Source organism: Acinetobacter sp. TUM15071, from assembly GCF_008980925.1.
Classification (GTDB): domain Bacteria; phylum Pseudomonadota; class Gammaproteobacteria; order Pseudomonadales; family Moraxellaceae; genus Acinetobacter; species Acinetobacter dispersus.
The window spans coordinates 27,541-40,540 of record NZ_BKGB01000017.1; the positions used below are offsets into that span (position 1 = coordinate 27,541).

General features: G+C 39.7%; 13 protein-coding genes. 6 read left to right on the forward strand and 7 right to left on the reverse strand.

All coding sequences use genetic code 11. The annotated features are described in order from the left end of the window. Positions 1-159 precede the first annotated feature (159 nt). Positions 160-2,790 carry a Lon protease family protein gene (locus GBI66_RS15145; RefSeq protein ID WP_005183228.1) on the forward strand — a complete coding sequence of 877 codons (2,631 nt, stop codon included), beginning with the start codon at positions 160-162 and terminating at the stop codon, positions 2,788-2,790. A 39-nt stretch (positions 2,791-2,829) separates the two neighbouring features. On the opposite strand, the gene GBI66_RS15150 is transcribed toward GBI66_RS15145, so the two are convergent. From GBI66_RS15150 to surE, 3 genes are all read right to left on the reverse strand, one after another. After that, positions 2,830-3,759: a LysR family transcriptional regulator gene (locus GBI66_RS15150; protein ID WP_005183230.1), complete on the reverse strand. Its 930-nt coding sequence runs from the start codon at positions 3,757-3,759 to the stop codon at positions 2,830-2,832. A 138-nt stretch (positions 3,760-3,897) separates the two neighbouring features. Continuing rightward, complete coding sequence (locus tag GBI66_RS15155; protein WP_151716651.1) at positions 3,898-4,722, reverse strand: peptidoglycan DD-metalloendopeptidase family protein; 825 nt, start codon at positions 4,720-4,722, stop codon at positions 3,898-3,900. A gap of 110 nt (positions 4,723-4,832) precedes the next feature. Next, positions 4,833-5,603 (reverse strand): 5'/3'-nucleotidase SurE, encoded by a 771-nt coding sequence (gene surE / locus GBI66_RS15160; RefSeq protein WP_005145925.1) that lies wholly within the window; start codon positions 5,601-5,603, stop codon positions 4,833-4,835. 339 nt (positions 5,604-5,942) lie between these two features. Here surE and GBI66_RS15165 point away from each other — a divergent pair, with 339 nt between their 5' ends. Beyond that, positions 5,943-6,317: an MCR_0457 family protein gene (locus GBI66_RS15165; RefSeq protein WP_005183237.1), complete on the forward strand. Its 375-nt coding sequence runs from the start codon at positions 5,943-5,945 to the stop codon at positions 6,315-6,317. Between the two features lie 100 nt (positions 6,318-6,417). On the opposite strand, the gene GBI66_RS15170 is transcribed toward GBI66_RS15165, so the two are convergent. After that, positions 6,418-6,780 carry a hypothetical protein gene (locus GBI66_RS15170; RefSeq protein WP_151716652.1) on the reverse strand — a complete coding sequence of 121 codons (363 nt, stop codon included), beginning with the start codon at positions 6,778-6,780 and terminating at the stop codon, positions 6,418-6,420. 337 nt (positions 6,781-7,117) lie between these two features. Between GBI66_RS15170 and GBI66_RS15175 the strand changes: the two genes are divergently transcribed. The 4 genes from GBI66_RS15175 to GBI66_RS15190 all read left to right on the forward strand — a co-directional run bounded on the left by GBI66_RS15175 (position 7,118) and on the right by GBI66_RS15190 (position 10,261). Continuing rightward, positions 7,118-7,519: an MCR_0457 family protein gene (locus GBI66_RS15175; RefSeq protein ID WP_005183242.1), complete on the forward strand. Its 402-nt coding sequence runs from the start codon at positions 7,118-7,120 to the stop codon at positions 7,517-7,519. Between the two features lie 127 nt (positions 7,520-7,646). Then, positions 7,647-8,795, forward strand: a complete 1,149-nt coding sequence (dacC, locus tag GBI66_RS15180; protein WP_005183245.1) for a D-alanyl-D-alanine carboxypeptidase PBP5/6 — start codon at positions 7,647-7,649, stop codon at positions 8,793-8,795. 92 nt (positions 8,796-8,887) lie between these two features. Further along, the gene (locus tag GBI66_RS15185) at positions 8,888-9,430 is read left to right on the forward strand and encodes a gamma carbonic anhydrase family protein (protein ID WP_151716653.1); all 543 of its coding nucleotides are present in this window, start codon (positions 8,888-8,890) and stop codon (positions 9,428-9,430) included. 66 nt (positions 9,431-9,496) lie between these two features. Then, positions 9,497-10,261 carry a DUF4262 domain-containing protein gene (locus tag GBI66_RS15190; protein ID WP_151716654.1) on the forward strand — a complete coding sequence of 255 codons (765 nt, stop codon included), beginning with the start codon at positions 9,497-9,499 and terminating at the stop codon, positions 10,259-10,261. 101 nt (positions 10,262-10,362) lie between these two features. Here the strand turns inward: GBI66_RS15190 and GBI66_RS15195 are convergent, their stop codons facing one another. The 3 genes from GBI66_RS15195 to GBI66_RS15205 all read right to left on the reverse strand — a co-directional run bounded on the left by GBI66_RS15195 (position 10,363) and on the right by GBI66_RS15205 (position 12,910). After that, positions 10,363-10,659, reverse strand: coding sequence for an FmdB family zinc ribbon protein (locus GBI66_RS15195; RefSeq protein ID WP_151716655.1), 297 nt, complete (start codon positions 10,657-10,659; stop codon positions 10,363-10,365). Between the two features lie 43 nt (positions 10,660-10,702). Next, complete coding sequence (fmdA, locus tag GBI66_RS15200) at positions 10,703-11,878, reverse strand: formamidase (protein ID WP_151716656.1); 1,176 nt, start codon at positions 11,876-11,878, stop codon at positions 10,703-10,705. Positions 11,879-12,196: 318 nt separating this feature from the next. Continuing rightward, positions 12,197-12,910, reverse strand: coding sequence for a nucleotidyltransferase family protein (locus GBI66_RS15205; RefSeq protein ID WP_151716657.1), 714 nt, complete (start codon positions 12,908-12,910; stop codon positions 12,197-12,199). Positions 12,911-13,000 lie beyond the last annotated feature (90 nt).

A 13,000-nucleotide genomic window follows, 5' to 3' on the forward strand; every position in this document is an offset into this window, starting at 1 on the left:
AATGTGCTTATTCAATCGTTTCTTGCCCTTGCTTGCAAGTTGCTTTATGCAACCATTGTTTTGTTTTGTCGATAAAAAACACAAGTTCGCTTGATCTTTAGACCTAAAACTGTATACCTTTAATTACTCAACTTTAGTTTAATTTGTTGGACAGCAACAGTGACCCAAAAACTCGATCAAATGACGGCAACAACTTTATCTTTAACACCAACAAACACTATTACTGCAAACCTTAATTCATTACCTAGCGCTTTTGAGCAGACGGACATACAACCAACACTGACTAAAACAGCATTACGTGCTGATCAACTGACTCATATTCCAGATTTAGCTGAGATTCCAAGCTCAACCAAACGGATTAAACCGCTCAATAATTTTTTAGGGCAAGATCGAGCCCGCGCCTCAGTTGAAGCTGGGATCTCCTTACCTTATTCAGGTTATAACATTTTTGCTGTCGGGACGGCTGGACTTGGTAAACGCACCATGATTAAGCGTTTGCTGCAGCAGCATGCCAAATCTATGCCAACACCGAATGATTGGGTCTATGTTAACAACTTCAAAAATCCAAGACAGCCCATTGCATTACGCTTTCCAGCAGGACAAGGCACTAAATTTCAAAATGCGCTGCAACAAGCATGGCAAATCATTTTAAAACAGTTAGAACGTCGTTTTAGCGCAGAAAGCTACCACAATCGTATCGAACGTATCCGTCAAGATACTGGGGACGTACAACAACAAGCTTTAGTTGAACTCACGAAAGAAGGTGAGGAAATCAATTTAAAATTGATTTCTCGTAATGACAAACATGTCTTTATTCCAATGCAGCTCAAAGAAAATGAATATCATGAGTTAACTCAAAATGAGTTAAATGCACTCCCAAGCAAAGAGCGTACAGAAATCAACGCCAATATCCGCTATATGGAGAAAAAGCTTGAACGTTTAGGCTTACATCTAGGTGATTTAGAAGATGATGCACGTGATCGAGTTTCAAGCTTAAATCGCGATATTGCAACACAAGTCGTGATGCCGCGTATTGAGTCAATCTTAAATAAAAATAAAGAAGTCAGCGGATTAGAACTGTTCTTAAAACATTATGCTGAAGACATTATTGATAATGTTGAGCTGATCTTAGAACAAGAAGAAGATGATTTTACTCCAGCATTATTTAACCGTGTTCCTTCACGCTATCAAGCCAATGTGATCATTGCCAACAAACCGAATAGCGGTGCACCTGTCATTTTTGAAGACTTTCCAACGCACTACAACCTATTAGGCCATGTTGAACAATTAACCCATAACGGTACGATTACCACCGATTTCACCTTGATTCGTCCAGGTTCTCTACATCAAGCCAACGGCGGCTTTTTAATGCTTGAAGCTGAACAGCTACTTGAGCAGCCTTATGCATGGCAAGGTTTAAAGCGTGCCTTAAAATCAGGGCAACTTAAGCTCTCATCACTCGAACACATGCTCACCTTAACAGGGAGTATTTCAATTGAACCAGCTTCCGTTCCGCTTGATATTAAAGTCATTTTATTGGCAGAACCTGAAATTTATTATGAAATTTTAGAGCTTGAACCTGAGTTAGGCAGTGTCTTTAAAATCCGTGCCGACTTTACCGATACATTACAACGTAATGACAGTAATGAACAAGCGTATATGCAGTTGATCGCTGATTATGTTCAAGCTGACAAGTTACTTCCTTTTGATCGCTCGGCACTTGCAGCTTTACTCACCGACTCTAGCCGCCAAGCCGAAGATCAAAGTTCATTATCACTACACGCCTCGACACTTGGTGATTTAATTCGTGAAGCCCATCATCACGCCTTTAAAGCAGACGACAAGATCGTTATCGATCAGCACGTAAATCAAGCACTGCATCATCGCCAGTATCGTCTCGGTTATTTACGTGAGTTATATTGGCAGGATCTGTCGCGTGGTACTCAGTTGATAGAAACGTCAGGACATCGCCTAGGTCAAATCAATGCGCTTTCTGTGATTCACTATGCCGATGTAGAGTTTGGTCTACCTTCACGTCTGACCGCATCTGTTTATCAAGGCGGCGGTGATATCCTCGACATTGAACGTAGCGTTGAATTAGGGGGTTCACTACACGCCAAAGGTGTACTACTCATGTCCAGCTTCTTAAAAGCACACTTCGGACGTGAACAAATACTCCACTTCTCTGCAGCTTTAGCATTTGAGCAAAGTTACGGACAGGTCGATGGTGATAGTGCTACCGTTGCTGAACTTTCAGCATTAATTTCTGCTATCTGCCAAATCCCAATTGATCAATCATGGGCAATTACAGGTTCGATGAACCAGTTGGGCCAGGTACAGCCAATTGGTGGTGTCAATGCCAAGATCGAAGGCTTCTACGATGCATGTAAACTGCAAGGCTTAACTGGCAAACAAGGGGTGATTATTCCACGCCAAAACATGCAACACTTGATGTTACGTCAAGACGTTATTGATGCGGTACAAGCTGGGCAGTTCCATGTCCATGCAATTGATACCATTGATCAAGCTTTAGAGATTCTAATGGCACGCCCTGTCGGAACCCTCGACAAGAAAGGACGTTATAGCAAAAACTCGATCTATGCTGCGGTCATGGAACAATTAGAGTATTGGCAAGCGATCGAAGATGGTGAAGCAGTTGAAGATGATGAACCAAAGAAAAAGAAGAAGCGTAAGAAAGCCAAAAAAGAAGCTGCTGAAGTGAAAAATTCAGATGACACAGCTGTCGAAGCAAAAAGCTTAAAATCTCTTAAGCAAAAGAAAAAGCAATAAAAGAAAAAGCCATGTTCCCTAAGGAGCATGGCTTTTTTGTTAGGCTACGCCCTGTAAGGAACGCCCACCAGGTAACTGAGCAAAATATTGTTTCAACGCATCAATACAACGATGGACTTTCATTGGGTATTGTTCACGTTTAGACGTCAACGCATGCAAAGTATATGCAGGTAGTTGCCAATCTGGTAAGACCTCAACCAACGAACCACTCACCAATTCTTTCTGAATATCCATATACAAAATACGTGCGATGCCATGACCTTGCTGGCATAAGGATTTTGCTACAAAGACATTATTGGTGCCTAAACGTGATTTCATATCAATGTTTACGACTTCACCACTGATACCATGACGGAATGCAAAATGTTGATAGCCTTGCATTAGAGTGATTGGCAGTAATTCATGATGACGCAAGTCTTCAGGACGTGTAATTGGTTGTGCTTGATTTAAATAACTTGGCGAAGCAACCAGTACCTGATCTACTCGCGCTAAAGGCACAGCAGCCAGTTGATGATCATCAACTTTTAAGCTCATGCGAATCGCAATATCAATACGTTCTTCAATTAAATCAATATAACGGTGATCCGCTTCGAAATGAATTGCCAAGCCTTTATGTGCTGACATCCAATGAGAAAGCGCAGGAATGACATGTAAAGCACCCAGTTCAGGCGTTGTTGCGATACGCAGATCTCCGACCAAATCATCACGTAATTCATTAATTCGGATTTTGCCGCGTTCAGCCGCAGCCAACATTTCTTGGCAGCTTAAGAAGAATGCTTGTCCAGCCTCAGTAAGACTGAGTTTACGGGTTGAACGATGAAGTAAAGTGACATCCATTTCTTGTTCTAAAGAACGGATTTGTTGGCTGACCGCGCTGGTTGTAATTCCTAAGTCTCTTGCAGCACCACTAAAAGAGCTCTTTTCTACAACACAGGCAAAGACCCCCATTGCACGCAATTGATCTAGCATAGACTTCCCTCTTACCCTTAATTTATTAATATGCTTATTGTTCTAATGAAAGCAATCTAATTTGAGTATACAAGGAAGTCTATTTATGCACTAGTGGATTATTAATAAATAATTGAAATATTGTTAATAATCCTAGGGTTAATTTGGTAAAACCGTGACAGGGTTCACAGGTTTTCCATCTAAACGGACTTGGAACTCCATCATGACTCGAGAAGCCCCTGAAGAACCCATTTCTGCAATTTTTTGACCAGCAGTCACATTGTCACCACTTTTTACCAACATCTTACTGTTATGTGCATATGCAGTGATATAGCCATCAATATGTTTGACTAAGACCAGATTGCCATATTCCTTTAAGCCATCCGCAGCATAGACGACCTGTCCATTTGCAGCAGCAAAAATTGGATCACCCTCATTACCACCGTAACGCGTTCCTTTTACATTATTCGCCATATTATAGCTTTGAATAATTGGTCCATTTGATGGTTTCACCCAACGTAAACTTGACGCCAAGGTCGTTGATGGATTCACAGGCACGACTGGAACAACAGGTCTTGGTATGACAGGCTGTGTTTTTGGTGCGACAGGCTGCTGAGTCGGCAAGTTAATACTTTGACGCTGAATTGGAGATGTTTGTGTCATTGCTTGCGTAGACGTTGTACGCTGTGCCACTGAGCCCTTTAAGCGCAAAGATTGATTGACATAAATTCGATAAGGCGCAGCAATATCATTCAGCGCAGCGACATCTAAATAGTTCAAACCATAGCGATTTGAAATCGCACTTAAAGTATCACCCGAACGAACGGTGTAGTAGTTCGGTGCTTGCACAGAACGTGTGCCACCATTCACCTGCGGTTTAGATGCACACCCTGTCATCACTGTCACTGTTGCAACCGCCATAGACAAAACGATTGTTTTAATCATCTTCTGTGATATAAAAACCGAGACATGGTTTAAGTGCATCTTCGCCCTCATCGAAAAAACCTTAATATATTTGCGCCTAAGAGTACCAAAAAAGTAAGAAAAAACGAGTTCTGACCTCTTATATTCACAAAGTTATAACATTCAAACGCCTAACCATTTACATGGGCATGTAAATTTTCCAGTACAGCATAGTTCGTCGCATCCATTTGAATTGGAGTAATACTGACATAACCATTCGAAACTGCAAAAAAATCAGACTGAATATCACTAGATACCGCTTGTGGATCCGTAATCGCTTCACCAGCCAATCCAATCCAATAAACTTGACGACCACGTGGATCAACATGACTACTAATTGGCTTTGATTGTGCACGACGACCTTGATAAGTGACCTGCGCCCCTTTAATTTGCTCAACATCAGGAATGTTAATATTAAAGATATGACGCGGTGGCAAAACAGGCAAACCTTTTGCGATAAAGTCATGTACCCATTGTGCAGCGACCGCATAATGCTGTGGATGCTCATAAGCACGTACATTTGATCCAGCTAGCGATACCGCAATTGCAGGATGCTTCATCAATCGTCCTTCAAAAGCAGCGCCTACCGTACCAGAATATAAAACATCATCTCCGAGATTGGCACCACTATTGATTCCACTGACCACCAGATCAAATTCAAAATCAAATAACCCATTCATGGACAAATAAACACAGTCTGCAGGCGTACCATTCACAGCCCAAACATCTTCAGAAATTTGTATAGGACGTAGTGGACGATCTAGTGTTAAAGCACTCGAATAACCACTTCGTTCACTTTCAGGCGCAACCACCACCACCCGACCCAATGGCTTTAATGCTTGCGCCAAAGCTTGTAGTCCTGGTGCGAACACACCATCATCATTTGCAATTAAGATATTCACTAAAATTAATTCTCTATACAGTATCTGCTGGCATCTTCAGCTCTGCCTTGAATGAACAGCTGAAATAACTCAAATAAGGCATGAAACCTAGGCAATGATAACGCTGTTGTCAAGCTTAGTAACCATGGCACAGCAATTTTTAACCCTCAAGTCCAAAAAGACCAAGCACTCAATAATCGCAATATAAAACGAATTAGCACAGGCTAAATAGATCTAACTCATGCTGTAAGCATCAATCAAATGTCAACAACACTTAGATTACTCAACAGTTTTCCCAATTGAATTATTCCTTAAATTATATATATTTATGACTTCATAGTATTAGAAATTTACGTAACCATGAGACATTTATCTAATTTTATTCGAGTTTTCGGGGTTAGTTTCACACTTTTAACAGCACCAGTTGTTTTTGCTGATGAAGCGGTTTCAATTAAAGAAGCTGATGCATTAATTAAAGATGATATCGCCAATGCACAAGTGCTTATCGAAATGTGTCCTAATTTAATCGGTAAGAATGCCAAGTTTGATCAAAATATCAAAAAAATGATTGGTTCATATCTCAGCAACTATTCTGACAAAACTGCATCATTAGATAGTTTACAGAAAGATGGTGAGTTCAAAACTTTGTTGAAAGATGCACGTGAAGCAGCGACAGAAGTAGACAAAGCTGAGCAAAAGTCAGTATGTGAAGAAGTTTTAAATTTCGAAGGCTAATCTGCCTTTAAAATTTTGATGTGGTTTTAACGATTGAATAAGTTAAAACCACATCGCTATATCTAATTGATAAAAAGTGCTGATGTTGCTCGAATAACCATTACCAAGCATCAGGTTCACGTACCATATGAATGATGTTGGCTGGACTGCTAATCCATCCTCCTCGAAATCCCTCTGCTAAGGGTTCAATTGCATCACAACGAACCACACCTGCTGCTTTTAAATATTCAGCAGCTTCTGAAAAATTATCGGTAAATAATTCAAGCCAAAGCTCAGCTTGACTCATTTCAGGTGCCGCGGCGATCCATAATTTAACAGGTCCAAGTTCAAAGCCTATATCAGGTAGTTTGTCTGTAATTTGTTTAAGGCCAATCACATCACGATAAAATGCAATGGTGGCTTCGAATTGATGTGGTGGAAGTTTAAGCGCGATATCAACACCGCCTGTGAATTTTGGCTTCATCTTATTACTCCTGTTGCATACAGAATTATTATTTTCTTGAGCATTTTTATTTACCTTGCGAGCTTACCCTATCGTACGAGCAGTGCAGCTTATTCGTATTACAATCCTGTAAATAGATATACCCATCTTAAAACAGCCTACGTTTTAAGCAAAATATGTGCAAGCAAGGATATCCAGACAACTGTACTAGCCCTCCATAAGATAACTGCATTTTATATTCTGTATATTTTCACCCACACTTTCTCCACGGTTCCTACAGCAAACATACATTTTTTAACATGCTTTTATGCTATAAGTTATTCAAATTCTTTAAGTCTTGTTTTGAGTTTGATTTCTTATGAAGAAAAATGTTTTTAAAACACTAGGTCTATCATTGCTCATCGCTTCGAGTGCACTTACTTCAACAGCATTTGCGGCTGACAAAAAGTCAGAAACTGAAAAGATTGAAGTCACGCCAATGTCTGACAGCGTAACCAAGCAAGAACTTGCTGCAATCTATGTGCTTTCTGAAATTTGCCCAAGTCTGATTGGTAAAGATTTAAAATTTAATAAAGCCTACGACAATTTAGTCAAAGCCTATTTGAGCAACGATGCCAATGCTGTGGAAACGCTCAATAAACGCGTGAAAGGCAAAGATTTTCAGGAAGCTTTAAAAGAAGCGCGTGCTGATGCAAAAGCAGCTTCTGATAACGACAACCGTCAAATTTGCGATGATGTTCGTAATTATTATTCGAAATAATCCGACCAATTAAGCTTCAGGTTACAATACTGTATGAAAAAGCCGATTTCCCCCATAGAAGTCGGCTTTGCTTTATCCTAAAATGCTAGGCTCGTCTGCTTCATACAAGATATTGGAACCACCTAGAATGACTCAAAAAAGCGCTCTTGCTGCATTACTCCTTTTGCCAAGCTTTTCATATGCAGCAACTGTCCTATCTGCCCCACCAGAACTAAATAATAAATCCTATGTATTAATGGATTATGAGACAGGACAGATCCTCGCTGCCAAAAATGAAAATGAAAAACTGGCACCTGCTTCAATGACAAAAATGATGACAAGCTACATCATTGAGCAGAAACTTTTAAAGGGCGAATTGACTGAAAACGAACAAGTACGCATGAACGAATCTGCGTGGTGTCGTGGTAGCAGTTCTGAATCATGTATGTATGTTCCATTAAATGGTACGGCAACAGTTTTAGAAATGTTACGCGGTATTATTATCCAGTCAGGTAATGATGCTTCTAAAGCAATGGCTGAGCATATTGCGGGCAATGAAGGTACTTTTGCTCACATGATGAACCAAGAGGCAAAACGTGTTGGTATGGTGAATACTCATTTCATCAACTCTACAGGGATGCCAGCTGATGGTCATTATTCAACTGCAAAAGATATGGCGATCCTTGCTCAGCATATTATTAAAGACAGCTCGAAATACTACCCAATCTATTCTGAAAAAGAATTTACTTTCAACGGGATTAAGCAAGGCAACCGTAATGCTTTGCTTTATACAGATCCAAGTGTTGATGGTTTAAAAACAGGTCATACCAATGAAGCAGGTTTCTGCTTAACCACCTCAAGTAAACGCGGCCCAATGCGTTTGATCTCAGTGATCTTTGGTACACCAAGCATGAATGAACGTGCCAGCCAAACGCGTACATTATTGGCGTGGGGCTTTGCAAACTTTGAAACTGCAAACGTTCAACCAGCTAATCAAGTTCTTGCTAAAGCCAAAGTATGGTTTGGTAAACAAGATGAAGTTCAAATCGGCCTAGCTGAAAACTTCAATGTCACCATGCCTAAAGGTCAAGTAGACAAAATCAAAACTCAGCTTGTGGTTCAACCTAAACTGAATGCACCTTTAGCGAAAGGTCAAGTGGTTGGTAAGTTAGTGGCTAGCCTTGATGGCAAAGTGATTGCTGAAAAACCGCTTGTTGCATTAAAACCTGTTGAAGAAGCCGGTTTCTTTGCACGTATGATTGACCATATCAAAATGTTCTTCAGCAACTTATTCTAATTTTTAGAATAGTCAGATTAAGCATTCATGCTCTTGGGCATGAATGCTTTTTTATTTTATAATTACTCTAAATTTTCCAATCGAAAGCCACTATGCCAAAGAACATCCGTCCTTATCTAGACCAAAAACCTGACGTTGATTCAAGCTGCTACATTGATGACATGTCAGTGGTAATTGGTGATGTCCAGCTCGCAGAAAATGTTTCGGTCTGGCCTTTTGCTGTAATTCGCGGTGATGTAAATTCGATTCAAATTGGTAAAAATAGCAATGTACAAGATCACTGTATGTTACATGTCAGCCATAAAAATCAATCTAAACCGAATGGTTCTCCACTCGTCATTGGAGAAGATGTAACGGTTGGGCATCATGTGACTTTACATGGATGCACCATTGGTAATCGTGTCCTGATTGGGATTAATACCGTTGTTTTAGATGACGTGATCATTGAAGATGATGTGATGATTGGTGCAGGTAGCCTTGTTCCACCACGTAAAGTGCTAAAAAGCGGTTATCTCTATGTCGGCAGCCCAGTACAGCAAGTTCGTGCACTGACTGAAAAGGAAATGGAATTTTTACCTTATTCAGCACATCACTATGTCAAAGTGAAGGATAATTATAAGAATAGCGAAGCCTAGCTTCGTTATTCTTTTCTTCAATCCTTTATAAATAATAAAAAAATAATGAACTTTTAGAGATATCTAATGAACACTGATCATCCACATAATTGCCCTACTCCTGATGCACTCATTAATACAATTAAACTCAATATTGAAAAGTACGGACTGCAAGTTATAGGAATTAGTGCGACAGACTATTTACCCTCTTTTAGTTATAGTATCTGTTTATTTGAAAGCTATCAGCACCCTGAAATCATATGCTTTGGGTTACCAACGGACTTAGCACATACCATCATCAATGATGTCGCCAATCTGATTAAAAATGGAGAAAAAATTGCTCTCAATCAAGAGTATGGCGATCAAATTTTTAAAGAAACTCGTGCTCAATTTTTGCCTGTAGATGTTAAAAATATTGAAGATTATTTTGGTGCTGCTTTAAATTACTATCAACACGACAATTTTTCCGCTTTGCAATTGGTTTGGGCAGATCGTAATAATAAATTGCCTTGGGAAGATGGGTTTGAGGAAGAATTTATTTATGATCAACCACTCTTAGACCGAAATGCTGATTTTAAGTTCAGAGAAGCTAAAAACCTCGGTATTTTTACCACTCGACAATGGCTAGAGTACGATCAACCAATCTTACGTGTTGTTCACGATACCGATGGTGATTGGCAGTTTTTAACTGGAAATCAACAACCCGATGATATTCGCTTAGTTGCCTTGGAACAAATGATTTTAAAAGACCCGAGTCTGAATGACATTTTTGATCTTGGTTACGGTCAAGTGGCTGAAAGAAATTTCAATGGATGGGAAAGATTAGATCTTGATGAACATCAAGAAGAATAATACGATCCCTAAAGACAGATTATCAAGCTTATATGCATGCCACCCTAGCACAATAAAATGTACAGGATGGCACATCAACCTTACTTTCAAAGCGAAGTCACTCAAACCTCACATAAAGAACAATTCACACCTCGGCAGTTATGCAACACCGATGTGCGAGCACTTTTTTTTCTTGTTCCAGGTCCCTCAACCAACGGCCCCGCAAGTTGCTCTGCACTTGATGATGGTCGCCATTTATTTTTGACTGAGATCTTTTGATGTCCGGTAATCATCGGTTTTAATAACATGGATTGCTGGCAATATGGGCAAGAGGTGTTATCCCTTGCAATACTGGCCATTGGGACATTCTGCTCGAAAATCCCTTCACAATGTTCACATCTAAAATCATACAGTGGCATCTTAAAATCCTTCTTTAGCGATCAATCTTGCATTCACCCAAGACTAACGATGTCCCCAAAACTTATTTTCGTTTAAGGCACCTTGCGGCAAAATATTCTTCTCAAAGATCGAGGTTGGTAAAGAAATTGTGCAAGCACAGTTGGGAATATCCACAATGCCACCAATACGCCCTTCAACAGGTGCAGCGGTCAGCAACATATAGGCTTGAGATCCCGTAAATCCAAAATTCTCAAGATATTTAATCGCTTTTAAACAGGCTTGACGATAGGCAACCGTGGCATCTAGATAATGATTTACCCCATTTTCCACGCTGATCCCTTCAAAGGTTAGCCACTGATCGTAATTAGGTCTGACATTACTTGGAACAAAGATAGGCGAATCAATATTATATTTTTCCATTCCTCCTTTAATCAGGTCAAAACCAACACGCGTTACCCCATCCATTTCAATCGCACCACAGAATCCGATTTCGCCATCACCTTGTGAGAAGTGTAGATCACCCATCGAGAAGCCAGCACCTTTCTGATACACAGGAAAATAGATACGACTGCCTGCCGCAAGATCTTTAATGTCGGTATTACCGCCATGTTCACGTGGTGGTACCGTACGGGCTGCCTCAATTGCCATTCGATCGAACTCTGCCCCACTCACACCACGTAACACTGCAGTTCTTGGATCAGGTGGATTTGCCTGTCCCTTAGGTACCAATAACGCTTCTCTATGGTTCCACTCTTTTAAAAGCTCATGTGAAGGAAGCGTCCCCATTAATCCAGGATGTTTTAAGCCAGCAATACGAACACCAGGGATATGACGTGATGTTGCAAATAATCCTTTTAAATCCCAAATTGCCTTATCTGCTTCAGGGAAATAATCCGCTAAAAAGCCACCGCCATTTTCTTTCGCAAACACACCTGAAAAACCAACTGCTGAGATCGGTTGAATATCCAAAAGATCAATCACCAATAAATCTCCTGGCTCAGCACCCTCAACATAAAAAGGTCCTGTCAAAGGATGTGCTCGAGTAAGATCAACATTTTTTACATCAGAAACATCATCGGTATCTTTAATTTGTGCATCTAGAAAATCTAGACTTTCGATGAGAATTTCTTCTCCGGGTTTTACCGATGTTAAAAATGGAATATCTGGATGCCAGCGATTATGGCCAATCTCTGCTTGTTCTGCTAAAGCGACACCAGGTTTAATTTTAATATGTTGCATAATACTTCAACTCCGTGTGCTGTATATGAGTCTAATTCATCATCTGTTCTACTTCTAAGTTATTGAAAGGCCTGAGCAAACAATACATCGCTTAGACGGAATTATTATTTTTACCTTGCGGTCAAAAAACACACTAGCACATTCTGTTTTTTTGAAGCAATTTCTTTTCGATTCTCAACACATCAAATACACACGGATGGCAGCAAATATTTTTCTTTCACTTTAGCAAATTAGCCTTTCTATGTAGCCAAAAACAGTGAAATTTTATCCCCCTAGGTAAAGAGTATTTATTTCAACCAGTAATGGGATAAGCAAAAATTACAGCAAATGAGCTTCTATCCAAGCATACGTCTCCCTTAAGTGATTTAAAGAAATCACATTAGTTAACGCTGGTTTATCAAGCTCTTGCAACAAGAAATACAGTCGATCTTTTTGCTGAGGATAGACCTGTACCGTTTGATCGATGGTGTCATTTAAAGCTAAGGGCCATTCCTCAATATGCCTCATAGTTAGAGGCAGCAGGCGAATCATTCTTTTAATTAAAGATTTTTTTAAGTTGAGCAATTCAGCTTGAGGTTTTTCCTTTATTTCCAATAACTCAAAATATGTATGTATCTCCTCATGATATCCATCATTGATTGCTCTAATTACATTTCTATCAATCTCTATATCTTGGAAAAAACAAGTTAAATCTCTCCCATAAATATTCACACAAAAAAACTTAATCCATGCTCCCCAACGATTCCTATTTTGTTCATGTAAAACATCTTTTAAATAACCAACATCCACATCAATCTTTGGAATAAATGGATAGCGGGTAATAAGCTTTACTTTAATTTCAGCAATTTGTTGATCCAAATTCGTAATTTCATGCTTAAAAACCACACATATATCTAAATCTGATTGACCAACAACCGCTTTCCCTTTCGCGACACTTCCATAAATATAAAGACTATCAAGCTCTGTCGTGAATTCTCTAGCAAAAACTGAGATCAGATCTTTTAAAATTGGCTGATATGCCTTTTGAATCATCTTTCATTCCTACAACTAAGAGCAACCTCACAGCCTTAAGCTAGTGCTTTGGATTCATGAAACATTTAGATTATTAGTTTAATTGCGCCC